Raw genomic sequence first — 24,676 nt, forward strand, 5'->3', positions numbered from 1 at the left:
AGAGTCGACACGGGGTGACGATCCTGAGCATGGAGGACCCCGAACTCCCGGCCAATCACTCGCCGTTCTACTTCCGTTCCACTTCCGTCCCGCCATCCCCAGCCATCTGCTTCGATGACGGTGGAAGGGAGTGAGGCGTGGCAACCGTGCACCAGTGGACCGGCCTGGAGGCCAGGGCTCTGCGTCTCGCGCTGCGTTTGAGCGTGCGGGCCTTTGCCGAGCACCTCGGCGTGGCCGTCGCGACGGTCTCGAAGTGGGAGAGCAAGCGCGCCGAAACCGAGCCCAGACCCGACACCCAGGCGATCCTCGACACCGCCCTCGGACGCGCCGACGCCCACGCCCACCTGCGCTTCGAGACGCTCCTGTCCGAGATGGCCGGCACCGTGCAAGGCGCCGGCCGACGGGTCACCTCCTCCGGCCCCCGAGCCTGGGAGTACGAATCGTGGGCCGACGACCTGGACCGCGTCGTGGTCGCGCTCGCCCGCCAGGACTTCGCCTTCGCCGACAGCCTGCTCAACCGCTGGTTGGTGCGGTTCGACGCCCGGGAACTGGACGCAAAGGGCCTGTACCTCTTCGCTCGCTCGACCGCGCTGCTCGGTGACCTCAAACGCGATCAAGGCTCAGTGCTCGGCCCACTCTCCGCCCACCACTCCTACGCCGGAGCCCGCGCGGTCTTCATCCAGCTCGACATCCCACGTCGTGTCGCCCAGCTCGACCTCTCTCTCGCGGTGGTCACCGAAATGTCCGGCAAGCTGGAGATCGCTGCCCGCCAATACGAAACCCTCGCCGTCGACGACCGGCTCTCCCGCCGTGACCGCGCCAGGGCCCGCCTGTGGGTGGGTACCGCGCTGAGCAAGAGCGGTCGGCACGACTACGCGACCCGCGTCATGCAGGCCGCGACCCGCGACTTCGAGGACCTCACCGAACCCGACGACTGGTCGGTGGCCCACCAGAAACTCGCCCTCGCCCGCCGTGGCGCCGGCGACCTCACCCAAGCTCTGCACTTCATCGACATCGCCCGCAGCAGCGGCGCCACCGACTCACCGATGCAACGTGTACGGCTGGACACCGCCCATGGCCACATCCTGCTCTCCGACGCAGCGACCCGAGATGATGGACTCCTCGTCCTCGATCAGGCCACCCACACGGCCGCGCAGTACGGACTCGTCCACCAACTGCGCAGTATCGAGGGCATCAAGGCCATGAGCGAGGGGCCGACCGGCCCCCGGCGACGGTGACCAGGGAGAGACGCGTGAGCGACAACCAGCAGGCCATCACCGAGGACCAGCGGCGCCGGGCCGCCCTGATCTGGGACTACCACCAGATGCACCACCAGCTGCGCCCCGTCGACGTGGCGATCGGCCTGGGCAGTCACGACCTCGGCGTCGCCACCCACTCCGCCGAGCTGTACCGCGCCGGGCTGTTCCCCTCCTTGGTCTTCACCGGCGGCAACAGCCCCACCACCGCCAAGGTCTTCCCGCGCGGCGAAGCCGTCCACTTCCGTGAGCACGCCCTCGGTCTGGGCGTCCCCGCCGAAGCGATCCTGCTGGAACCGAAGGCCGGCAACACCGGGCAGAACATCACCCTTTCCCGTGAAGTCCTCGCGGCCGCCGGCATCACCCCGGCCACGGTGCTGCTGGTTTCCAAGCCCTACATGGAACGGCGGTCGTTCGCGACTGCCCGCAAGCTGTGGCCCGACGTCGAGATCCTCTGCGCGTCGGAGCCGCTGGAGCTCGACGACTACGTCAAGTCCATCGGCGACGAGAAGCTCGTCCTGGACATGCTCGTCGGCGACCTCCAGCGGGTCATCGAGTATCCGAAGCTCGGATTCGCCATCGAGCAGAAGGTCCCGGAGGACGTGCATGGAGCGTACGAATCCCTCATCCACGACGGCTTCACCAGCCGCCTCATCACTTCCTGACCTGCCAGAACCGGGCGGGCTGTGCGCCATCCACCAGCCCAACCTGTTCCCCCGACTGACCACACTGGCCAAGCTGTTCGCGGCGGATTACTGGATCGTCCTGGACGACGTGCAGTTCACCCGCCGCGACTACCAGCACCGAGCCCGCCTCGGTGACCTCGACGAACCGGATCGTCGGCAGTGGCTCACCATTCCCACTCGCCTGCCCCAGGGGCGGCAAACTCTCATCCGGGACGCGTTGATCGGCGACCCCGGCCAGGCCCGTCGAAAGACGGCGGGGATGCTGCGGCAGCACTACGGAGCGAGCCCGCACTGGTCGGCCCTTGCGCAGGTCAGGGACCCAGTACTGGATGCCTTCGGCACTGGCAGGACCGCCACAGTCGCCGAAACTTCCACCCGTGCTCTGCTCGGCCTGCTCGGCTGGCAGGGCAAGATCCTCACCAGCAGCGATCTGCCCTCCCGGCCGGGCCGTTCCCAGCGGCTCGCCGATCTCTCCGCCATCACCGGTGCCCGCGCCTATCTCTGCGGAACCGGCGGCATGACGTACCTCGACTCGGCACCGTTCGCTGTCGAGGGCATCAGCGTCCTGCCGTTCCAGTTGCCGATGACCGACGTCTGGTCGTCCGGGCGAAGTCTCAGTTCGCTGTGGGCGTTGGCGGCACTCGGCCCGCAAGAGGTCGCTGACCGCATGCGGCGGCTCGCGTTGGACTTCGGTCTGGTGGTGCCCGCTGTGTGACCGCTGCCTGTTCGCACGGGCATACCCTCGCACCCGTACCTCTCGGCAGCCCACCTTCCGACGTATTGCCCCGTGAGAGAGCGACGGGAAAGGATGCGAGATTCGAATTGGTGAGGGGTTGCCCCCAACACGCTTTCCAACTGTTCGTCCGGGGGTCCGGGAAGGTTCGCCACCGTCCTGAACTGCAGTGGAACCGTGCCAGCTGGCCGAGCTGAACCCCCGCGAACAGAGCTGAATGCAACCCAAACTGCAACCCTCCCTCACCCGGTGAACCCCTCCCGCCATCGCTTTCGGCCGATCCGGCAGTGCCGCGTCCCCTGCATCGGGGCACGGTGGATCGCCCTCCCGCCTGTGCGCGTGGCTTCCAGCCGCGCGGTTACCCGGCGGGAGCTCCTCCGGACCCCGCCCCCAACGGCCTGTGCGACCCGTGGCACGGGACGCATCAGCTCCGGGCGACCGCTGACCAGCCGATCCGGTCGAGCTACAGTGGAACGCCGATGTCGTTGATTGCCTTGCTGAACAGCATGCGCCAGAGATTGCCGGGCACCGCCGACCGGTCGGGGTAGACACTGTCGGCCCACACCAGCGTGATACGCCAGTGCCGCTGACGCAGCCGCTCCAGCATCGTCGTTCCGGCGTCGCGGTCGGTGATGCAGGCCACGGTGCCCAGCACCGTCAGCAGCAGTCCGAGGGTGTCCACGACGATGTGTCGCTTGCGGCCGTTGACCTTCTTCCCGCCGTCGAAGTCCCAGCTCGCGGTCGGCATCGATGCCGACCGCGACCAGGTAGCGCACCGCGTCGACCCGCTGCCGGTGGCAGTAGCCCTCCGGCTGCCCGCCCCTCCCCTCCAGCCAGGCGGGCGCGGGCATCGCCTCGCGCACGACAGCTCACTCCGCATCGGTCATGTCCGAGGGATACCTCGGACGTCTGTGCGGCCGGTCTCCGGCATTCCAGAACCGGTGGGCGAGACAATCACACTCCCGGACAGCGGAAGCCGACCGGCGCGAGGACGTACAACTGCGACAACAGGGTCTCCAGGCGCGCTCAAGGTCTCGACAACCCCGAGCTGCACCAGAGGCCCTGTCTTCATGCTCGCCAAGCGGTAAGACCACCCGGCCGAGCTGCTCCAGTCGAACCCACGTCCACCAAAATCGGTACGGCAACGGCTTCTCAGACCGGCGCCGGCCGCGCAATGTAGCGGCAGGCAGCGCAGACAGAGGCGAATTTGGGCATATGCCGACCGGCGGCGGGTCGGCGCGGGCATGCTCTTTGGGCAGCGGCGGGGTGCCGGCTCGCGAGCGCCGACGTACGTGCGCGCGAGCCCCGGCCAAGGTGTGGGACAAGGGGGACGCACGTGGGGTTCGAGGATCCGGCGCACGCCGATGCGGGCGGGGTGGACGAGGGGCTGCTGCACGACGAGGGCTTGATCCGCCGGGCGAAGGCGCTGGCGTGCACGGCGCCCCTGCACGACCTGGACGCGAACAAAGGCAAGGTGGAATGGGCCGACGCCAAGGTCTACCAGATGGCGGAGATAGGCCTGCACACCATCGACCAGGTCGCCATCGCGATGGACTTCGACACCGGAGCCAGCCGCCGTCACGTCCTTGACCGGGTTCAGCGGTTCGTCGCCCGCCAGGCGCCCAACCGCACGCAGGAAGAGCACGCCCGGGTGGCACGGTGGGTCCTGGACAGCCTGATCAATCACGGCGACGTCGAGAAGGCGTTCCACCGCCCCTACGGCGCGGTGGACGCGGACGGCGTCTACCGGGTGCTGACGTTCCCCTTCAAACTGATCGTGGAGCGCCGCGACAGCGCCGGCGTGCTGTACCTGCATGCCTCACATGAGGCGTTGAACGTCTTGGTCGGCGCTTTGGACACGGACGTGGAGTCCGCCCAGGAGGCCGCGGAGGTCAAACTCGCCAACCTGATCAGGCGGGGGCGGCTCGCGGACGCGAAGCAGGTGGCGGAGCAGGCAAGGATCCGGACCATCCAGTACGGGGAGTTGATCCACGTCCAGTTGGAGGCCACCCGGCGCAACATCGCGTCGGTCGACTGGCTGGAGAAGGTCCCAGACCTGCTGACCGAGGCATTGGCGCACGTCCAGGAGCGGGTGCGGGCGGAGCGGGCGATCGCCAAGAACATGGCCGAGGCCCGGGACGAGGCCCAGAACCTGGTCCGTAAGCGGCAAGCCGCCGAGCTCGTCGTCATCGTCGAGGACTGCATCCGCCGACACATCCGCCTGCAGCAGCGCCTGCTGGAGGCGCGGGAGGTGTTCCGCGCGGAGCAGGACCGCCAGCAGTTCTCCTTGAAGCCGCAGCGGTCGACGTTCGATCTATTCGGGCAACTGCTGCGTCCCGCACTGGGCCTCACCGTCGCGGACGCGGTCGTACCGGTGGACTGCTTCTTCGCCCGGGCAACCGGGCCCGGGACGCAGGACATTCCGCGCCTGGCCACGCTCGTGCCCGCGTTGCTGCGTCCGGCGCCGCAGCCGGCCCGGTTCGCAGGGCCGGTGGAGAATCCGCATGTGGAGCCGCTGGAGGACGCCGCTCGGTTCACCAGCGAGCAGTGGGAGATGGCCGAGCAACTGCTGCGCCTACCCGGGAGCGTGCGCTCGCTGTCAAGCCTGCTCCAGGAGGCGGCACAGCTCGACGCGGACCTGCCCGCGCTCGTCGCGTTGCTTGCCGTGTACGCCTACAACCCCGACGCCGGCGCCGCCCAGCGTCGCGGGGACGAGCACGTGCGGTTGGCCGTCCGGGCGGACACCGTCTTGGACAGCGCCGGCTTTCACGGGGACGACCTGTGGCTGACCACAGCGCAGGTGCTCCCGGACACCGTGGGCGGAACGAACCAGATGACGGATGGGGGACCCGGGAAGTGACCACCGCAGTGGGCGGGTACGCAGGGGATGACGCCGAGGCGGCGGCACGGCTGATCGGGTACGCGTTCCGGCCGCGGGTGCTCCCGCACCGCGACCGGGATTACGCCGCGTTGGTGCGGCGCTTCGACGAGGAGCCCGCGTTCGAGGACCTGGTGAGGCGCAGCGCGACCGGGCTGGGGCTGAACGTCCTGGGCGTCACGATGCGGGCGGGCTCGGTGATCGTCCCGGTACCCGGGTCGGTGTTCGAGACCCGGCTGGAGGGCTACGCGCGGCAGGCGCGGCAGGGCCACCAGCGTGAAGCGGAGCGGGTCCTGCACGGGATCGCACACCTGGCGATCGCCGCGCTGTGCTTCCCGCGTCCCCAGGACCTGGCCGATGACAGCTATGTGGGGGCGGTGACGGCCGCCACGGTCGACAAGCAGGTGCGCCACACGTGCCAGGAGCTGGCCGAACGGTTGGCCGCCGGGCCGGAGAGCGGCGACGCGCCGGTTGAGACACCGGAGTTGGAGCGCGCGTGGCGGGTCTATGCGCGCCGGTCGGAGGCCGGTGAGACGAGCAGCGGGCAGGTGGCGCCGACGACCTCAGAGGCGATCGTCGGCAAGGCCCTGCGGTACCTGGTCGACCAGGGATTGCTCAACGAGGGCGAGAACGCGGAGCTGATGGTGAAGGTTTACCGCACGACGGGCCGCTATCAGCTGCAGGTCCGTGAGCTCGCGGCGGTCGACACTTACCAGGAACTGCTGCTCCTGGGCGCCGTGCCGCCCACAGACACCACCGCGTCCCTTCGGGTGACCGGCGACGACGACACCCTCTACTGAGCGGGAAGCAGACCACCATGTACGAACTGTCCCGCATTCGCGTGTGCTCGGCCGGGCCGGCCGGCGCCCGCTTCCAGGACGTGATCTTGGACTTCTCCGGCGCCGGGCAGCCGGTCGCCGCCGTTCAGGGAGACCTGTTCGGGGCCGGGGCCCAGGGGCTGCGTCCGTCGCCGGCGAGCGTGGTGTTCCTGGAGAACGGGGGCGGCAAGTCGGTCCTGCTGAAACTGGCCTTCTCGGTCCTCTTGCCGGGCCGGCAGCGCGTGAAGGACGCACCGGATCCGCGGCTGCTGGAGGACTACGTCCTGGCCAAGGACGTGTCCCACATCGCGTTGGAGTGGATGCACGCCATCACGGGAAAGCTGCTGGTCACCGCCAAAGCGCTGTACTGGAAGGACCAAGTCGTCTCGACGGTTGCCGAGAACCTCATCGAGCGGTGGTACGCGTTCTTCCCCACCGAGACCCTCGGCCTGGACACGCTTCCCGTCGTCGAGGAGGGCCAGTACGTGGCCTTGCCGACGTACCGCGACCGTGTGAACGAGCTGTATGCGCAGGACCAGCGGCTGGCGGTGAACTGGCCCAAGTCCCAGGGCGACTGGACCGAGCTGCTGGGCCAGCTCGGGCTGGACCCCGAGCTGCTTCGCTACCAGCGGGCGATGAACAGGGACGAGGGAGAGGCTGTCCACGCGTTCGCCCTCGAATCCGACGGGGGCTTCGTCGACTTCCTCCTCGAGGCCGTGTTCGACCACCAGGGCCTGAACGATCTGGCTGCCCTGGTCTCCAAGTACGCCCACAAGCTCGCCGGGCGCAAGGACTTGGCGCTTGAGCTGGCGTTCGTGGAACAAGCCATGGTGCTGCTCGAGCCGCTGATCGACGCGGCAGACGCGGTGCACGAGGCCCAGAAGCAGGTTCAGCGGGCCGGTACGGAGCTGGCGGCCTTCCACGGGCAGGTCAAGGCCCGCGTCCGCGATGACCAGGACCGCGTGTCGCTGCTTGAGAGGCAGTTGGAGGGCCTGGCAGGTGAGTTCAAGCGTGCATCAAGGCTGACGCGTCGCTGGGCGGCGACGGTCGCGGGCCGGCGGGAGAGACTCGCTCAGTTACAGGTCGAGCGGGCCAAGGCTGACGCAGAGGAGGCCTCCCGCCGCCGGCGGGAGGCCAAGACCGTGGCGGACGGCTGGAGAGCAACCGCTGCCGTGGAGCGGCATCTGACCCGGTCGGACGCGCTCCGGTCGCTGGCGTTGCTGGTCAAGAAGGGTGAGCTGGCGGTCGCGCCTGCGCTCGCAGCCCGTGAACGGGCCGCTGGGGCCTTCGCCCAGGGGTTGCTGGCGCTCCGGCAAGCGGCGGCGAGTGCACAGGAGAAGGAACTCGAACAAGCAGGCGTGGAGGCGGCGGCCGAGAAACAAGCACGAGGCGAGCGGGAGGCCGCGCTGAAGAAGGCAGGCCAGGCCGAGGCGAAAGCCAGCGGCCTGCTGGAACAGGTCGCTGCGGCACGGACCGACGCCGAGGAGGCTGTCGCAGCAGGGCTGGCACCCGCCACTGATCTTGTTCCCGCCGCCGCGGCGGATGCACGACGCGCCGTCGACCTGGCGTCAGAGCAGATCAAGGCACTGGAGTTGGAGCGGGAGGGCCTCGACAAACGTCAGATCGCTGTCCAGGAGACCTTGTCCGCGGCGATCCGCGAGGAGGAGGCCGCATGCGGCCGCCGCACGCAGGCGCAGCGGGCCCTGGACACGGCCCGCTCCCGCGCCCGGGCGATCGAGGCCACACCAAGGCTCACTGATCTGCTGGGCACCGAGGTGCGCCTGGACCTGGACGCGCACGCTCTGCTGGACCGCCTGGAGACGACGATCGCAGAAGCGGAACGTGAGCGGGTCGCCGTGCAGATCGAGCTGGCCCGTGACGAGTTCGCCCGGCTGGCCCTGGCCGACGGCCGCATGCTGCCCCCACCCGAGGTCGTGCGGGATGCCTGCCGGCTCTTGGAGCAGTCCGAGCCCCGCATCGACGCCTGGCCGGGCTGGGAGTACCTCACGGAGTTTCCCCTCCAGCAGCGCGAGGAGATGCTCGCGCGCGCCCCACATCTGGTCAGCGGCGTGCTGCTGAACTCGCCAGACGACCTGGAGCGCGCCCGGGAGATCCTCGAGCGGGCGGCACCGACGGCCTACTACGTCACCGTGGGCGCGGTCGCGGGACTGCTGGAATCGGCGGACGCCCCGACCCGAGAGCCCTGGTTCACGCTGCCGTTCAACGTCGCGCTCTACCAGGAGAAGGCCGCGCAGACCGAACAGAAGGTCATCGAGGAGCGCTGGGCCCGCTCGGAGGAACGCCTGAAGCAGTTGCACTTTGCTCATCGGAACGACGGCCAACTGCGGCAACGGATCAGCCAGTGGCGCCAGGACTACCCCGAGGGCGCCCTGGCCGGCCTGCAGGAGGCGTTGACGACCGCGGGAACGGTCTTGGAGGAGGTGGAGAAGGACACCGCCCAACAACAGCTGATCATGAACGCGCTGGTGGCGCGCCGGGACGGTATCCGCGACGAACTGCACGATGCCCAGGGGGATCTCGACCACTGGCAGAAGGTGAGCCGGCGGCTGACCGAGCTCAGTGAGCGGCTGACGCAGATACCGTCGTGGCTCCAGCAGGCCGCGGCCGCCGAAACACAGCAGGGCGCATGGCAGAAGCAGGCTGACGAGGCCGAAGCCACCGCGGATGAGCATCGCCGTCTCGCCGAGAGCCACCGCGCTGCCGGCGATGAGCAGCGCCGATCCGCTGCCGCGGCCGGCCGGGAGTGGGCTGCGCTGCCCGGAGCCAACGACATGCGACTGGACGCCGAACCGCCGAGCGACCCGGTGCCGGTGCTGCGGGACGCCTACGAGAAAGCCGAGGCCAACTTCAACAACGCGGATGTCCCGGGCAAGCTGCGCGAACGGCTCGCCCAGGCCGAGGCGAGGGCTGCGGAGGCGGCGGCAGAATACTCGGCGCTGGACGAGACGGACCGGGCCACAGCGCGCCGTCTGCTGCAAACGCCCGAATCGCTGGACGAGCGCAGCCGCGCCGAGGCGCAGGAGCGGGCGGACCGAACGCTGGAGGCAGCTGAAGCCGCGGTCACACAGGCCGTTCTGGAGCAGGGCAAGCACGAAAACGCCCTGAGCGAGCGGCACAGGGAGCTCCATGAGCTGACCGCTGACGGCACCGCCACCATGCCGGCCGCTGACCTGCCGGACACGATCGAGGGCTGCCTTCAGTCGGTGGCGGCAGCGGAGACGGAGCACACCGCGGCGCAGGCAGCACAGACCGGGATCGGCGAACTGCAGAGCGCCGTGGCACAGGAGGCGGCGCAGGCCAAGGACGCGGCGGGGGCCTTCGCAAATCTCGCACAGGCGTTGGCGGATACGGCAGCGGAACCGGACGCCGCCCCCTATGCCGGCGACGGTAAGACCGGCTGGAGTGACTATGGACGTCTGCGCGGTGCGGCCGAGGAAGGGAAGAAGGAACTGAGCCGAACCGAGAAGGTCCTGCGCAGCGCGACGGAGAAGATCAAGCAGCACGCCGCCGCCGAACGATACGCGGGACTGAGTATCCCGGTGCGCCAGCAGATCACCAACCTGTCGCCCGAGAAGACAGCCGAGCACGCGGCGGACTGGCTTGCCGCGCTCCAGCCGCGGAAAAGGAACCTGGCCGACGAGATCCACGAGGTGGACCTGCACCGGCAGACCATCGTCGACCATCTCAAGGGCGAGAGCGACAAGGCCCTGTCCTTGCTGCGGTTGGCCCAGCGGCTGTCCCGGCTGCCACGAACCCTCGGCGACTGGGCGGGGCAGGAGTTCATCCACTTTTTCTTCCAACCGCAGCCCGACGAACTGCTCCTGCCACGCCTGGGCGAGCTTGCCGAAGAGGCCGCGGCAGGCCGCACCACTGACGGCCGCAAGGTGGCACGCGATGGCCTGTCGCTGCTGCTGCGCGCCGTGCACACCGCTGTGCCCGGCGGGTTCAAAGTCCAGGTACTCAAGCCGGACACGGTCCTTCGCGCGGAACGGGTGCGGGTGTCGAAGGTCAAGGACGTTTTCTCCGGGGGGCAGCAGCTGACGGCGGCGATCCTGCTGTACTGCACGATGGCGGCGCTTCGGGCCAACCAGCAGGGCCGCGAGCGCTCGCGCCACGCAGGGGTGCTGTTCTTGGACAATCCGATCGGCCGGGCAAACGCCGACTACCTGCTGGACCTGCAGCGCGAGGTCGCGCAGGCGCTGGGTGTGCAGCTCGTGTACACCACCGGCCTGTACGACGAGAAGGCGCTGGGGAAGTTCCCGCTGATCGTCCGGCTGCGCAACGACGCCGACCTGCGGGCGGCCCGCAAGTACCTGGTCGTCGACGACACGATCCGTCGGCACCTGGATGCGCTCGCGCCTGAGGACGGCACCGGGCAGATCGACAGTGCCAGAATCTTCCGCCGTGAGGAACCGCCGCACCAGGGCCCCGAGGGGAACGATGGCACTGCCACGCCGCGAGAGTGAACTGATCGCAGGACTTCGGGAGTGGGCCGCGGCGCACGGCCGCAGCCCCTACAAGGATGCCTTCATCCCCCTCGACGCCGTGTGGGAGGTTTTCCGCCGGGTGCCGCACCGCAACGTGGCCGGGGCGTTCGAACCCGCGGTCCTGGCTAGCCTGTTGAACGCGCTGGACAGCGCCGGCCTGATCCGGCAGGTCCAGCGACGAACGCCGGACAAGGTCTCCCTGCCTGTCAAGGTCCGGCTCCTGCCGCAGGCGCAGCCACCGGTCGTGCCGCCCATGCCCAGATGGCATCCCGCCCTGACCTGGCTTGCCGAGGAGTGGGCCACAGCGACCGTGAAGCAACGGCCCGCCTACGCGGTGATCGACCGGTGGCTCAAGAGCGGACCGGACCTGTTCCGGATCCCGTTGCGGGAGCGCGCACTGGAGATCTTCGGGACATTCGGCAGCGCGGAGGACTTCCTCATGCCGGAGAAGACGCTCGACGACCTCAAGTCCGGGCCGCTTTTCTCGGACCAGGGCCGGCTCGACCAACTGCTGCACGCCTTCAGGCCACCCCCACCGTTGATCACCGAGACGTTCCCGCTGGAGGACGAGGACGGACGCTACTGCCGCGTCGGGACCGGTGATGTGCTGTTCGTGGTGGAGAACGCGACCACTTGGTGGTCCCTGGTGGAAAGCCTCCCTGGTGATCACCGCCTGGGGTATGTGGCCTGGGGCCTCGGCGGTACCTTCCGGGCGTCGATCCGCGCGATCAAGGCCAAGCACCGCATCACGCAGATCCGGTACTTCGGCGATCTGGACACCAGCGGCCTGCGAATCCCCTTGCGGGCCTGCGACACCGCAGCGGAGCTCGGGCTTCCCCCGGTCCAGCCAGCCGAGCACCTCTATCGCGCGCTCCAGTTGCTGGGACGCCCCCGCCCGGCCACGGCCAAGGAAGCGTCCATCAGCGCCACAACCGCCGGCGAGCTGGCCCAGTGGCTCCCGGCGCCATGCCAGGAGAGCGGGCGCCAACTGCTGCTGGACGGACAGCGCCTGGCACAGGAATGGGTGACCTACCGCTACCTGCGCCAGAACTGCGACTGGCACGACGACGTGCGCTGACATGGACGACCTGATCCGGGGCGGACGACTGGACAGACAGGACCCAGGGGGAACGGGAGCGGCACCAGCACCTGTCCACGCAGCAGTACAGGACGAACCTGAGCCAGGCCCCGACCGGCAGCCCGTCGTGCACGTCAGCGCCTGGGTCCCAGACACCTGCGAAGGCGTCGCTGAGGAAGCCACGCCTTGGACCGGCACTGACCTGCCACAGGGAAGACGGCCAAGACGGCACCGTGCTACGGGCCGATCTCCGCGTCTCCATCGCGGACGGCAGCGAGACAGGCGCCTCGGCGTTGCCTGTTCCCACCAGGAACACCAGCGCCGCCGGGCCGGGGGCCTCTGGACGGAGAAGTACTACGTCTTCACCTCGCCGACCGGCGAACCGGTGAACCCGAACACCGACCACCACGAGTGGAAGGACCTCCTGGAGGCCGCGGGCCTGGGCGCCAGCCGACTCAGGACGCCCGCCACGCGGCAGCGACCGTCCTGCTGATCCTCGGCGTCCCGGACGCGATCGTCGACGCGGTCATGGGCTGGGAGCCCGGCAAGTCCGCACGGATGCACCGCCGCTACCAGCACCTCACCAACCGGGTCCTGACCGACACTGCCGACAAGATCGGCGGCCTACTCTGGCCGACGCCCGAGGATCCGCAGGCTCCTGATCACGACAACCGAAACTGAAACTGCACCTGGGCAACGACCACTGGAACCCAAGAGATCCTGGTCGGGGCCCTCGTCGTTGCCCAGGTGGGCGGGTGCGGAGGATACGAGATTCGAACTCGTGAGGGGTTGCCCCCAACACGCTTTCCAAGCGTGCGCGGGCGCGGCGCCTGCTCCGGTGCCGCGCCCGTGCGGAGGCCGGGCGCCCAGGTCAGCCCGCCACCGGCACGGCCGCGGCTATCGCGTTCCGGTCCTTCCGGCCGACCAGCGGGAAGACGATCCGCATCCCCTGCTCGCTGTCGGGCGAGGAGACGACGAAGGACGAGTTGAGTACGCGCTCCTTGACCTCGGTGCGGACGAGACCGGCCCGCGCGAACGTCATCAGGTGCTCCCCGGTCCGGGCGATGTTCGGGTTGGCCCGGAAGACGAAGAAGTGACGGTCGGTCATGACCAGGTACATGGGCACCGGTACGGGGATCACGGTCATCGCGCCCGCGCTGAGGACCGCCGAGGCCACCGCGAAGGCCGCCGTCCTGCGGACCGAGACCGTCCTCAGGTTCACGATGGTCGCCACCTCGACCCGCTCCCCGGGCGCGAGCAGCGGGGTGACGGCGGCGAGCAGCAGGCGGTGGCGCTTGGCGTTCATGACGTACTCCTGGAAGGGGTGGTGCGGAAAGTGGGGCAGAGGGCCGGGAGATGCCCACGGTTTGAGCTGCCGGGGGATGTCCAAGGCCCGAGCGGCCGGGAGTTGTCCACGGCCCCCGCGCCGTCGCCGGTCCTCCGCATCCCCCGCCCGTCCGTCCGGGCGTTCGCGGGCGTGGTTCCCCCTGCGACAGCCGGGCCACTCTGCCACACGCTCCCTCCGGGTTCCCGGGGAGCCCTCGGGTGCGGTCCGGGGAATCCAGGGCCCGCACCGTGCGCCGTCCCCTATCCTGCGGCCATGACGGAGCGGGAAGACGTGCGGCGGGCCATCGAATCGCTTTCCACCGCGCCGCGGTCGCTGCCCGGGGCAGCGGAGGCCGCGCCGAACTCCGCAGGCCTGTACGCCTGGTGGGCGCCGCCAAACGTGCTGCCCGCGTTCCCGGGGCCCGCGAACTCCGAGGACCCCGGGCGTCGGCTGCTCTACCTCGGCAAGGCCACCCGACTGCGGAGCCGTATCAGCTCCAACCATCTGCGGCGTTCCGGGAGTTCGACCCTGCGGCGGACCCTGGTGGGGCTGCTGATGGCCACCGAGGGCTACCGCACCACCTGGACCGACCGGGTGGTCCTGGTGCCGGAGGACGAGCGGCGGCTCACGGAGTGGATGAACGGACACCTCTCGCTCACCTGGGCGGTGCACCCCGGTCCGGGTGAGGTGGAGGACGAGTTGATCGTCCGGTGGATGCCGCCGCTCAACGTCCGGGGCGCCGTGCGCGGGAGCGTCCGGGAAGCGGTCGAGGAAGCGCGGGCGCGGTACCGGGGGAGCGCGGGCCCCCGGTACGCGGAAGAAGGGGAAACCGGATGACCACGGCCGACGAGCTGTTCGGCTCCCCGCTCCCGGACCGGGAGTCGTACGTACTGGGGCAGGCCGTTCCGTTAAACCCCGACCGTTGGATCGCCGGGCTGCCGGTCGGCGAACGGTGGCCCGACCGCCTGGCCGGCCTGACCCGGACGGGCCGATGGCCGACCGTGGACCGCCGGACGGTGTTCGCGGCAGCCGCGCACGCCACCACGCCGGAGGGCGGGCGGGACCTGTTGCTCTCCGCCCTGGTGTGGGGGACCGGCATCAACGCCTGGGGTGTCTCCCGCCGCACGAGGATCTTCCGTGAGAACGATCGGCCCCGGCTGGACGAGCGGATCGCCCTCGCCCGGGCCGAGGTCGTACGCGGGGCCCCCGTCGCCGCGTACCGGGTGCTGAATGATCCGCGCGGCCGGGTGAAGCACCTGGGTCCGGCGTTCTTCAGCAAGTTTCTGTACTTCGCCACCGCGGACCGTCCTGCGGGCGGGCGTTGGCCCCTGATCATCGACCGCAACGTCGTGCGGGCCCTCGGCGACCTTCGGCCGGACGAGACGTGGGTGGTCGGCGACCGGTGGAACTCGGCCACCTACGCGAGGTATCTCGACCTGGCGCACGGATGGGCCGAGCGGTGGGGGACCGCGCCGGACGTGGTGGAGCGCAAGCTGTTCGACCACGGCCGACGCCTCGCGTCCGGCAAGGCCTGAACCTGAGGACTGTTCCGTGATCCCCGGTGGATACTGATCCGCCACAGATCACGGGGCAGCCCTGAAGCGTGTTGCGAAAGGCGGACCGCGTTCGGCGGGCGGACGTGCGGGGCTGGCGATCCGTGCGGGGCCGGCCATCCGTGCGGGCGCGTACCGACGTGACGTCGCTTTCCCGCCAGCAACCGGCCACGCGCCGGTCCAGCATGGGCACATGTCCACCTACACCGTGCTCCCCGTCGACGCAGCCGTCCTGAAGGAACTGCGGGTTGTCGACGACGCGGGCCGTCCCTGCGCCCCGTACGTCTCGACCGGTGACGACGTGGGATCTCCGCTGCGCTGCTGCCTGCGCCCCATCACGCCCGGCGAGCGGATCGCCCTCGTTTCGTACGCCCCGTTGCGTCGCTGGGCCGCCACGAAGGGGGCGGATCCGGGCGCGTACGACGAACAGGGTCCCGTTTTCATCCACGCCGACGACTGCGGCGGGTTCACCCCCGGCGAGGGCTACCCCTTCGCCCGGCCGGGCGCCCTGCGTACCGTGCGTCGCTATGACGCCCGGGGGTTTATCGCAGGTGGCCGCCTTCTGGAGATTCCGGCCGACTCCACGGCCGGTTTCGACGCGGCCTTCGACGAAGCGTTCGAGGATCCGGACGTGGTGCTCGTACACGTCAGGGCACTGGAATACGGGTGCTTCCACTACGAGGTGCGACGGCCCTCGGCCGAGGAGAGCAGCCGTACCACCTGAATGACCGACTGTGGGGGATGGGCTGCGCGCACCCGGCGAGGGAGTCCAACGCCGTTGTGTGAGGGCGGGGTTGGACTCCCCGCCGCCGTGCTCCACGCAGGCCGGCGGCCCGCTGAGGGCGTCACCGCATCCGGCCGTCGGGACCCGCCGCCAGGAACTCCGTGATCGCGGTGGCGAATCCGGGCTCGCGCACCACCGAGAGGTGGTCGCCCGGGAGGACGGTGACCCGGGCGCCCCGGATCGCGCCCGCCAGCACCTCGGGGCGCACGGCCAGCGGGTCCGCCTCCCCGGCGAGTACGAGGGTGGGCACGGCGATCCGGTCCAGCGGCACCGGCCCCCTGAACGCCGCGCGTATCTGGGCGGCCAGCGCGTACCGGTCGGAGCCGGTGGCATCGGCCAACGCGCGGAAGCCACGCGCCTGTTCGGGGACGGCCGTCAGGTCGTCGGCGGTCAGCGCGGCCGACACCAGCTCGGGCGGCATCGCCCGGGTGTCCAGGCCGCCGACCTCCACCACACCCGCGCCGACGCCTCCGGCCACCAGCCGGGTGACCCGGGGATCGGCGGCCGCCGTCAGCAGCGCGACGACCGAGCCCATGGAGTACCCGGCGAGGTGGTACGCGTCCACGGACAGCCGGTCGGCAAGGCGTCGGACGTCGGCCGCCATCAACTCCTCGCCGTAGAAGACCTCGTCGTGCGGCCGGTCGGAGACGCCGTGGCCCCGGGCGTCCAGGGCGAACACCCTGCGGCCGGCCGCGAGGAGGGACTCCACCACCCCCGGGCCCTCCCAGTTCAGCCGGGCGTCCGCCGCGAACCCGTGCAGCAGCACCACGGGGGGCAGTGCCGGGTCGGGGTCGCGGGACCAGGACCAGTACCGCAGGGTCAGCCCGTCCTCGGTGTGCAGCTCGGTGGGGTGTCCGGTGTCCAGTGGGGTCGTCATGGCACGAAAGTACGTCGGGGGCCGGCCGGCGCACCGGAAGGTGTGCGCGCGCACAACCGGGAGGCCGTTCCCCTGGGACGGCGCACCGCACCCGGCCGTTCGGGCCGAAGGAGCGGACGCGCGTCTTCCGGCCCTGTTTACGCGGAAGTAACGTGCCGGTGTGACTCACTCGACGACCGTGCACAGTCCGCTCCGGCTGTACGGCCGCAGCGGTGAACTCGCCATCGTGGAAACCCTCTTGGGGCGCCTCGCGCAGGGAGACGGCGGCGCGCTCGTGGTGACCGCGCCGCCCGGCCTCGGCCGCAGCGCCCTGCTGGACGCGGCGGCCGAGGCGCACCGCACCCGGAGCGGGGGACCCGTGCTGCGGGCGACGGCCGTTCCCGCCGAGCGCGGTCTCCCGCACAGCGGGCTGCACGCCCTGCTCTGCTCGGCCCCCGGCCCGCTGTCCGTACCGCCCGAGCGGGTGCTGCGCTCCGGCATCACCCCCGACGCGCTGCTCGCCCTGCTGCGGGAGACCGGCGCGGAGCGGCCGGTGCTGGTCTGTGTGGACGACGCGCACGCCTGGGACCCCCGGTCCCGGGAGGCCCTCGGCTTCGCCGCCCGCCGGCTCGGGGCGGGCAGCCGGGCCGCCGTACTGATCGCCTCGGCCGACGAGACCAGCTTCGCCGGGCTGCCCGCGCTGCGCCTCGGCCCGCTCGACGACGAGGCGCAGGCCTGCCTGCTGGAGCGGTTCACCGGCCGGACGCCCGACATCGACCCGGTGGTCCGCGGCGAGCTGCTGCGGGAGGCGGCGGGCAACCCGCGGCTGCTCGCCGGGCTCGTCGGGCACCTCACCGCGGACCAGCTGGCCGGCCGCACGGTGCTGCCGTTTCCGCTGCCCGGCGGTGAGAGCGTGCTCGACGCCCATGCCGCCCAGCTGGACGGGCTCACCGCCGAGACCCGGATGCTGCTGCTGCTCGCCGCCGCCGCCCAGGAACACGAGCCGGAGGGCACCGGGGCGGACGCCGGACTTCTGCTGCGGGCCGGCAACCGGGCCGGGCTCGGCGCCGCCCTGCTCGACCGCGCGCTCTTCGGGCCCGGCGGCATCCCCGGAGTCCTCGAACGCACCGGCAGCCGCGTCCACTTCAGCCACCCCCTGCTGGGCCGCGCGGTGCTGCGGCACGCCCCGCCCGCGCATCGGCGGGCCGCCCACGAACTCCTCGCCGCGCTCCTCGGGCAGGTCTCCGCGCACCCGCTCCCCGCCCTGGTGCAGCGCGCCTGCGCGGCCCCGGCACCGGACGCCGTCCTCGCGAGCGCGCTGGAACGGGCCGCCACCGCGCCCCGGCCGCACGCCGAACGCGCGGCCGCCCTCACCCGCGCCGCGCTGCTCTCCACGGACGAGGCGCACCGCGCCCACCGGTTCGCCGAGGCCGCCGAGCACGCCCGCCTCGCCGGGGACACCGGCCGCGCCCGCGCCCTCCTCGCCCGCGTCGCCCAGGACCCCGGCGGCGGGCCCCGGCCCGTACCCGGGAGCGGGCCCGCCCCTTACACGTACGGGATGCTCGCCCTGTGCGACGGACCGGCCACCGACGCCCGCGAGGCGCTGCTCGCCGCCGCGGCCGGCCTCGCGCCCCACGACCCGGCGCGCGCCCTCGCCGCCCTGCTCGCCGCCGCCGAGGCCGCCTGGGCGAGCGGCGACGCCATCGCCTACCTCGACGCCCTGAACCGGGTCCCCGACCGCCCGCACGACCCGGCCGTCGTGCCCTATCTCGCGGGCATACGGGCGGTGTTCGCGGGGCGGATGGCCGAGGGCCACGAGCTGCTGGCCCAGTGCCTGCGCGCCGCCGAGGCCGACGAGGAACCCCAGGCGCTGCTCCGGGCGGGCGCCTGCGCGCTGGTCGTCGGCGAGGCGGAGAGCGCCTGCCGGGCCGGCGCCCGCGCCCTCGCCGCCGTACGGAGCAGGGGCCCCGAGGTCCTCCTCGCGCACGCCCTCGAACAGCTCGCCTACGCCGAACTCCGGGCCGGCCGGCACGCCAGGGCGCGGGCGCACGCGCTGGAGGGTCTGCACGCGGCCCGCCGCACCGGGCAGTCCAACGCCACCACCCACCTGCACGCGGTGCTCGCGCTCACCGCGTCGGTGGAGGGACCCGCCGAAGCGTGCGCGGCCCACGCGGACACCGCGCTGGCGGGGGCCGGACCGCACGGACTCGCCCAGGCCGCCACCCTCGCCACCTGGGCGGTCGCCCGCGCCGACCTGGCGGCCGGCCGCACCGGTGAAGCGGCCGCCCGGCTCGCCCCGCTGGTACGCCCCGGGCCGCGCCACGGCCACTTCGGCATCCGGATGCTCGCCCTGCCGTGTTACGTCGAAGCCGCCGTACTGGCCGGCCGCGGAGCCGAATGGGCCGACGAACTCGCCGACGCCGTACGCGAGTTCGCCATCTGGACCGGCCGCACGGTCGATCCGCACGCCCTCGCCCAACTCGCCCGCTGCCGCGCTCTGCTGGCCCCCGCCGACGAGGCCGAGGCGCGGTACGCCGAGGCGCTCGCCCATCACGACCGGGCCGGCGGCGACTTCGAGCGCGCCCGCACCCAACTCCTCTACGGCCAGTGGCTGCGCAGACGGCGCCGCACCCGGGAGGCACGCGGCCCGCTGCGCGACGCGCTCGTCGGCTTCGAACGCTGCTCCGCCCGCGCCTGGGTCGACCGGGCCACCGGCGAACTGCGCGCCGCCGGCGAGGCGGTGGACGCCCCGGCCGCCGAGACGGGGCCGGCGGACGCGCTCACCCCCCAGCAGCAGCGCGTTGCCCACTGCGTCGCGGAGGGGGCCACCAACCGGGAGATCGCCCGGCGGCTCTCGGTCAGCCCGCGCACGGTCGACCACCATCTGCGCAACATCTTCGCCGCCCTGGGCGTCCGCTCCCGCACCGAACTGGCCCGGGTGATGGGGAGTTGAACCGGTGCACAGGCCGGAAGACGCCTGAGCGGAAGACGCCCGAGCGGAAGACGCCCGAGCGGAAGGTGCCCGAGCGGAAGCGGTCGCCGGGCCGGCCGGACCGGCTGCGGGGCCAGGGTGCGGGAGTCGCGGGGGTGGGCCCGGCCACCGGACGGCGCCCCGGTCCTACTCCCCGGCGGCGGTCTCGGCCGGCGGCGCTTCGACGGGGAAGAGGATCGGGCTGATCAGGTACCGAGTACGGTCGGGTGCGGGTCCGTTGGCCAGGTGGGGCGCGATCGCTTCCCGCATTCCGGCGATCATCCCCTCCAGCTCCCCGGGGGCGAGCCAGACCGCGTGTTGCCGGTAGCCGACCAGGTCGGCGACCGGGTCGGCCGTGTCGTGGTCGAGATAGGCGGCGAATTCGGCGGTCAGGACCGCCAGTGCGGCGGCGAACGCCCTGCGATGGTCGTTGGGCGAGAGTGAGCCCGCTGTGTCCGCGTCGATCCCCGCGCGGTCGCGGCGCAATCGGTAGCGGCGCTCGACCGCGCCGCGCACGCGCCGTTCCCGGGCGACTTCCAGGACCCCGCCGGACGTGAGCAGCTCCACGTGCCGGTAGACCGTGGCCTTCGAGACGTCCCGAATACGGTCGCACAGCTCCGCGGTGGTCAGTTCTCTGCAGCCGCGCATCGCGTGAACCACGCGCAACCGCACTGGGTGGGCCAGGAGTTCGAAAGCATCCATCCCGTAATGATCTCACCTCGTGCTACCGTTCGCGCCACATGAGAAAGGTTGTGATGGGGATGCCTGACGGCGTGGCGACCGAGGTCGAGACCGGGGCCGGGACGGGCCCGGAACCCGTCTGGGCGCCGCCGCCCCGCGTCGGGACCGGCCGCTTCGACGAGCACGAGGTCACGGTCGGCACCGGTCCGCTCGCGGTGCGGGGAACGGTGAGCGTTCCCCGGGGGTGCGCTCCCGGGCCCGGAGTGGTGCTGCTCGCCGGGGGCGGGCCGTTCGACCGCGACGGGACCAGCGGGCCGAACAAGCCGCTCAAGGACCTCGCCTGGGGGCTCGCCTCCTGCGGCGTGACGGTGCTGCGCTTCGACAAGGCGACCCATGCCCACCGCGATGCCCCCGCGGTATCGGAGCTGACGATGACGCAGGAGTACGTGCCGTACGCCGTCGACGCGGTCGGCCTGCTCCGTGGCCACCGGTCGGTTGACCCCGAGCGGGTCTTCGTCCTCGGCCACAGCATGGGTGGCAAGGTCGCCCCCGCGGTCGCCGCCGCCGCGCCGGCGGTGGCGGGCCTGGTGATCATGGCGGGCGACACGCAGCCGATGCACCACGCCGCCGTCCGTGTCGTCGGCCACCTCGCCACCGTGCTGCCCGGCCAGGTACCCCCTGAGGTCGTCGAGACCTTCCGGCGGCAGGCCGCGCTGGTCGACAGCGCGGAGCTCACTCCCTCGACCCCCGCGGCGGATCTGCCGTTCGGTCTGTCCGCGCGGTACTGGCTCGAACTGCGCGACTACGACCCGGTCGCGATCGCGGCCGGACTCGGCAAGCCGATGCTCGTCCTCCAAGGGGGACGCGACTACCAGGTGACCGTCGCCGACGACCTGGTCCGCTGGCGGGAGGGCCTGGCCGGTCGCCCGGAGATCGCCGTCCGTGTCTACGAAGCCGACGATCACCTGTTCTTCCCCGGCGAGGGCCCGTCCAGCCCGGCCGACTACGCGACACCGCAACACGTCGACCCCGCCGTCGTCGCCGACATCGCCGGGTGGCTCGGTGGAACCCGCGACCCCGGCGAACGGCCGCCCGCCCACAACGCCTGAGGCGGCGCCGACGTGCCGGCGGGAAGCCGTGGGCCGGCCGATTCGCGCCACCCGTTCCCGTCCGGACGCTCTGGTCCGCCTCCGTGTCCCGCTCGTCCCGGTTTCCGGATGTGTCCGACAGGTTGCCGGACCGTGATGATAAGAACGACGCACACCTCTAGGTACCGACTGGCCGGTATGCCATTCTGCGGGCGTCAGGATCGTTCGGTTGCGCTCGCGCCCCTGCCGGGCCGGGTGCCCGGGCCGGCGCCCCCGGGCCCGGCCGATTCCCGGTGGAGGCCCCCATGCCACAGGTCGTACGTCCCCGGATCAGGGCGCTGCACACGGCGCCCCCCGCGGCGCCGCTGCCCAAACGCTTCCGCTCCCTCGCCGACCGGGAATCGGTCGAGGTGCTGCACCGCTCGGCCCGGGTACTCCTCGAAGAGCTGCCCGAACTGACGGAACGGCTGGTCGAGGCGTTGTACGAGCAGGAGCCCGGCTACCGTACGGCGATCGAGTCCTCGCGCGCCGACATCTGGCAGGAGGTCCACCACTCGCTGCGCCACAACGTCGGCTCGCTGATCCAGCCCCGCGAGTTCCGCGACGCCGCCCACCGCACCACCCGCTGGATCGGCGAGATCAGGGCCGAGCAGGACGTACCGCTCGACGCCGTCCTGCACGCGTTCCGCCTCGGCGGCGCGATGGTGTGGCAGGGCCTCGTGGACGAGACGGCCCGCCGCGACCCCGAGGACGTCCGGCTCCTCGTCCATGTCGCCGCCGACGTGTGGAACTTCGTGGACGAACACTGCGGAGTCCTCACCGACGCCTACCGGCAGGCGGAGCGGCGGATCGGCTGGCGCCGCGAGAACCGGCAACGGCTCATGACCGCCGCACTGCTGGACGGCACCGCCCGCATCGCCGACCTGCCCGACGCCTCGGCCATGCTCGGACTGCCGGAGGACGGCCGGTACGCGGTCCTCGCCGTACGCACGGCCCGCCGCGCCCCGCATGCCGCGACCTCCCCGCCCGTGGTCCTCCCGGACGGGGTCCTGGCGCTCTGGCACACCGGCCCGGACGCCGAACTGGCCGTCGTGGCACTGGAATCCGCGGACGTGCCGCAGAGGGGAGCCGCCGGAGGGGATGCGGGAGAAGCGCCGAGGGGAAGCGCCGGATCAGGTGCGGGAGGCGAACTGGCCCGTCTCGCAGCCGACATGGCCGTCCCGGCCGGTACGGGCGTCGGGGTCAGCTCCGCGGTCGAGGGCCTCGCCGCGCTCGGCGAGGCCCGCAGGCTCGCCGAGACCGCCCTGCGGGCCTGCCCCGCCTCCGGCGGGCTCGTCCTGCTCGACGAACACCTGCCCGCCGCGCTGGTCGTCTCCTCGCCCGCACTCGGCACGGCGCTCGCCGACCGGGTGCTCGGCCCCCTCGACGGCATCGACCCCGCCGACCGGGACGTCCTCATCGAGACCCTCACCGCCTGGCTCGACGCCGACGGCTCGGCCCAGCGGGCCGCGGCGCGGCTCTACTGCCACCGCAACACCGTGCTGAACCGGCTGCGACGGTTCGAGCAGCTCTCCGGGCGCTGCCTGACCCGCCCGACGGACGCCGTGGAGGTCTGCCTGGCGCTGGCGGCCCGGCGGCTGCTGGACGGCTGACAGTGCGGCAAGTGGGGCCGACGAGTCCACTGGAGGGGCGAGGTGCGGCGGGGCGGGTGTGACCGCGCACAAGGTGCGGGCCCGCCCCCTGTACCGGCGCATCCCCGGACGCCCGTGTCCTGTACGGAGTCCGGGCCCTCTGGTGGCGTACCACCATGTCCACCTTTGCCGATGCGCGGTCCCTCGCAGTGGTGATCTTCCTCGGGTTCGTCGCACTCTCCCTGCTGCTCTGCGGCCTCGCCGCCGCCGACCAGGACGACCCGGAACACTTCTACGCCGGCGGTGGCGCCGCCCTCGGGCCCGCCGGCGGGGGACTCGCGGTCGCCGGGGACTACATCTCCGCCGCCACCCTGCTCTCCACCACCGGCTCCGTGGCACTCGCCGGGTTCGACGGGATCACCTTCGCCCTCGCGACCGTCGCCTCATTGGTGCTCGTCCTGCGCGTCCTCTCCGAACGGCTGCGCGCCGCAGGGGTGTTCACCCTCGGTGACTTCCTCGCGAAACGGCTGCGGGATCCCTCGGCCCGCAGGGCGACGGGCATCGCCACCCTGGCCGTGCTCGCCCCGCTCCTGCTCGTGCAGCTCACCACCGCGGGCAAGGTGATGGCGGCCATGTTCGGACTCCCCGAGGGCGCGGTGACCGGATGCACCGTCGCCGGCGGGGCCCTGATGGTCGGCTACTCCGCCCTCGGTGGGATGCGCGGCACCGGGTACGTCCAGATCCTCAAGGTCGGCGTGGTGGTCGCGGCCGTCACCCTGCTCGCCGGACTCGTCCTCGCCCGGTACGGCTGGTCGCCCCTCGCCCTCTTCGACGCCGCGCGCGAGGGCAGCGGCGCCGGACCGGAATACGCCTCGCCCGGCGGCCAGTTCGGCCGCACCGGCACCGGGGTGCTGGACCTGATCGGGTTCCAGATCACCCTGCTCCTGGGGGCCGCCTGCATGCCGCACCTCACGATGCGGCTGCACCCGCTGCGCGACGCGCGCACCGCCCGCCGGGTGCGGGTCTGGGCCGTCGCCCCGGTCGCCGTGCTCTGTGCCGGGATCGTCGTCGTGGGACTCGGCGCCTCGGCCCTGCTCGGCGCGGACGCGCTGCGCGCCGGGGACCCGGGCGGCAACACCGCCCTGCTGATGGTGACCGGCGCGCTCGACCCCGGCGCGGCCGGTCCCCGCCAGAGCCTGCTGTTCGCCCTGGTCGCCTGCGCCGCCTTCGCGACCACCCTCGCCGCGGTGGCCGGCATCACCCTCGCCGCCGCCTCCAGCGTCGCCCGGGACTTCGCCGCGCACGCGGGTACCCACGGGGAGGGCCGGGCGTCCGCCCGGGAGATCCGCCGGGCCCGCTGGGCCGTCGTCGTGATCGGCGCGCTCGCCGTCCTCGTCTCCGCGTACACCCAGGAGGGCAACCCGCAGGTCCTGCTCTCGCTCTCCTTTGCCGCCGCCGCGTCCGTGCTGCCGCCGGTCCTGCTGAACGCCCTCTTCCGCCCCGGCTTCACCGCGCGCGGGGTGCGCTGGACCGTCTACGGGACCCTGCCGCTGATCGTGCTCCTGATGGCGTTCTCACCGGCCGTCTCGGGAACCCCGATCGCCCTCTTCCCGGACCGCGACTTCCACTGGTTCCCGCTGCAGACCCCGGGGCTCGTCACCGTCCCGGCAGGCTTCCTGCTCGCCCGCCTCGGCTCCCGGCGCCCCGCCCGGACCCGCCGCGGGAACACCACCGGACGGGCGGCACGCCACGGGGCGCCGGCCACCGCGGTGTACGGCCGTGGCGGCGCGCCCCGGACCTGAGACGGGCCCGCCACGTGCGAAGGCCC

Annotated in this window: 19 protein-coding genes; 15 read left to right on the forward strand and 4 right to left on the reverse strand. The window is 72.0% G+C overall.

Annotated elements, in window-relative coordinates; all coding sequences use genetic code 11:
- Positions 1-137 precede the first annotated feature (137 nt).
- The 3 genes from ACWCWD_RS05480 to ACWCWD_RS05490 are packed head-to-tail and all read left to right on the forward strand — an operon-like array spanning position 138 to position 2,657.
- Positions 138-1,238, forward strand: a complete 1,101-nt coding sequence (locus ACWCWD_RS05480) for a helix-turn-helix domain-containing protein (RefSeq protein WP_450770465.1) — start codon at positions 138-140, stop codon at positions 1,236-1,238.
- A 14-nt stretch (positions 1,239-1,252) separates the two neighbouring features.
- Entirely contained in the window at positions 1,253-1,921 is a 669-nt protein-coding gene (locus tag ACWCWD_RS05485; RefSeq protein WP_450770467.1) for a YdcF family protein, read from the forward strand.
- A complete protein-coding gene (locus ACWCWD_RS05490; RefSeq protein WP_450770468.1) occupies positions 1,863-2,657 on the forward strand; it encodes a WbqC family protein in 795 nt (264 codons plus the stop codon). The genes ACWCWD_RS05485 and ACWCWD_RS05490 overlap by 59 nt, the downstream gene beginning before the upstream one ends.
- Before the next feature lie 481 nt (positions 2,658-3,138).
- On the opposite strand, the gene ACWCWD_RS05495 is transcribed toward ACWCWD_RS05490, so the two are convergent.
- Positions 3,139-3,423 carry a transposase gene (locus ACWCWD_RS05495; protein WP_450770470.1) on the reverse strand — a complete coding sequence of 95 codons (285 nt, stop codon included), beginning with the start codon at positions 3,421-3,423 and terminating at the stop codon, positions 3,139-3,141.
- A gap of 588 nt (positions 3,424-4,011) precedes the next feature.
- On the opposite strand from ACWCWD_RS05495, the gene ACWCWD_RS05500 reads away from it, so the two are divergent.
- The 5 genes from ACWCWD_RS05500 (at position 4,012) to ACWCWD_RS05520 (ending at position 12,638) form a co-directional block, all read left to right on the forward strand.
- Positions 4,012-5,535 carry a hypothetical protein gene (locus ACWCWD_RS05500; RefSeq protein ID WP_450770472.1) on the forward strand — a complete coding sequence of 508 codons (1,524 nt, stop codon included), beginning with the start codon at positions 4,012-4,014 and terminating at the stop codon, positions 5,533-5,535.
- The gene (locus tag ACWCWD_RS05505; RefSeq protein WP_450770473.1) at positions 5,532-6,353 is read left to right on the forward strand and encodes a hypothetical protein; all 822 of its coding nucleotides are present in this window, start codon (positions 5,532-5,534) and stop codon (positions 6,351-6,353) included. Before ACWCWD_RS05500 ends, ACWCWD_RS05505 begins: the two co-directional genes overlap by 4 nt.
- A 17-nt stretch (positions 6,354-6,370) precedes the next feature.
- On the forward strand, positions 6,371-10,858 hold the full coding sequence (locus tag ACWCWD_RS05510) for a hypothetical protein (RefSeq protein WP_450770475.1): 4,488 nt from the start codon (positions 6,371-6,373) through the stop codon (positions 10,856-10,858).
- Complete coding sequence (locus ACWCWD_RS05515) at positions 10,833-11,957, forward strand: Wadjet anti-phage system protein JetD domain-containing protein (protein WP_450770477.1); 1,125 nt, start codon at positions 10,833-10,835, stop codon at positions 11,955-11,957. The genes ACWCWD_RS05510 and ACWCWD_RS05515 overlap by 26 nt, the downstream gene beginning before the upstream one ends.
- 411 nt (positions 11,958-12,368) lie before the next feature.
- Positions 12,369-12,638, forward strand: a complete 270-nt coding sequence (locus ACWCWD_RS05520) for an integrase (protein ID WP_450770478.1) — start codon at positions 12,369-12,371, stop codon at positions 12,636-12,638.
- A gap of 190 nt (positions 12,639-12,828) precedes the next feature.
- On the opposite strand, the gene ACWCWD_RS05525 is transcribed toward ACWCWD_RS05520, so the two are convergent.
- Positions 12,829-13,263 (reverse strand): hypothetical protein, encoded by a 435-nt coding sequence (locus ACWCWD_RS05525; protein WP_386890695.1) that lies wholly within the window; start codon positions 13,261-13,263, stop codon positions 12,829-12,831.
- Positions 13,264-13,557: 294 nt separating this feature from the next.
- On the opposite strand from ACWCWD_RS05525, the gene ACWCWD_RS05530 reads away from it, so the two are divergent.
- The 3 genes from ACWCWD_RS05530 (at position 13,558) to ACWCWD_RS05540 (ending at position 15,561) form a co-directional block, all read left to right on the forward strand.
- Positions 13,558-14,121, forward strand: a complete 564-nt coding sequence (locus ACWCWD_RS05530) for a GIY-YIG nuclease family protein (RefSeq protein ID WP_450770479.1) — start codon at positions 13,558-13,560, stop codon at positions 14,119-14,121.
- On the forward strand, positions 14,118-14,819 hold the full coding sequence (locus ACWCWD_RS05535; RefSeq protein ID WP_450770481.1) for an 8-oxoguanine DNA glycosylase OGG fold protein: 702 nt from the start codon (positions 14,118-14,120) through the stop codon (positions 14,817-14,819). The genes ACWCWD_RS05530 and ACWCWD_RS05535 overlap by 4 nt, the downstream gene beginning before the upstream one ends.
- 211 nt (positions 14,820-15,030) lie before the next feature.
- Positions 15,031-15,561 carry a DUF1203 domain-containing protein gene (locus tag ACWCWD_RS05540; protein WP_450770483.1) on the forward strand — a complete coding sequence of 177 codons (531 nt, stop codon included), beginning with the start codon at positions 15,031-15,033 and terminating at the stop codon, positions 15,559-15,561.
- A gap of 121 nt (positions 15,562-15,682) precedes the next feature.
- Here ACWCWD_RS05540 and ACWCWD_RS05545 read toward each other — a convergent pair whose 3' ends face one another.
- On the reverse strand, positions 15,683-16,498 hold the full coding sequence (locus ACWCWD_RS05545; RefSeq protein WP_450770484.1) for an alpha/beta fold hydrolase: 816 nt from the start codon (positions 16,496-16,498) through the stop codon (positions 15,683-15,685).
- A 160-nt stretch (positions 16,499-16,658) separates the two neighbouring features.
- On the opposite strand from ACWCWD_RS05545, the gene ACWCWD_RS05550 reads away from it, so the two are divergent.
- A complete protein-coding gene (locus ACWCWD_RS05550; RefSeq protein WP_450770486.1) occupies positions 16,659-19,430 on the forward strand; it encodes a LuxR C-terminal-related transcriptional regulator in 2,772 nt (923 codons plus the stop codon).
- Between the two features lie 165 nt (positions 19,431-19,595).
- On the opposite strand, the gene ACWCWD_RS05555 is transcribed toward ACWCWD_RS05550, so the two are convergent.
- Positions 19,596-20,150, reverse strand: coding sequence for a helix-turn-helix domain-containing protein (locus tag ACWCWD_RS05555; protein WP_450770488.1), 555 nt, complete (start codon positions 20,148-20,150; stop codon positions 19,596-19,598).
- Positions 20,151-20,209: 59 nt separating this feature from the next.
- Between ACWCWD_RS05555 and ACWCWD_RS05560 the strand changes: the two genes are divergently transcribed.
- From ACWCWD_RS05560 to ACWCWD_RS05570, 3 genes are all read left to right on the forward strand, one after another.
- Complete coding sequence (locus tag ACWCWD_RS05560) at positions 20,210-21,238, forward strand: alpha/beta hydrolase family protein (protein WP_450770490.1); 1,029 nt, start codon at positions 20,210-20,212, stop codon at positions 21,236-21,238.
- Positions 21,239-21,522: 284 nt separating this feature from the next.
- Entirely contained in the window at positions 21,523-22,869 is a 1,347-nt protein-coding gene (locus ACWCWD_RS05565; RefSeq protein WP_450770491.1) for a PucR family transcriptional regulator, read from the forward strand.
- Between the two features lie 155 nt (positions 22,870-23,024).
- Positions 23,025-24,650: a sodium/solute symporter gene (locus tag ACWCWD_RS05570; protein ID WP_450770492.1), complete on the forward strand. Its 1,626-nt coding sequence runs from the start codon at positions 23,025-23,027 to the stop codon at positions 24,648-24,650.
- The last annotated feature ends 26 nt before the right edge of the window (positions 24,651-24,676 follow it).

The sequence above is a fragment of the Streptomyces sp. NPDC001493 genome (assembly GCF_053597235.1).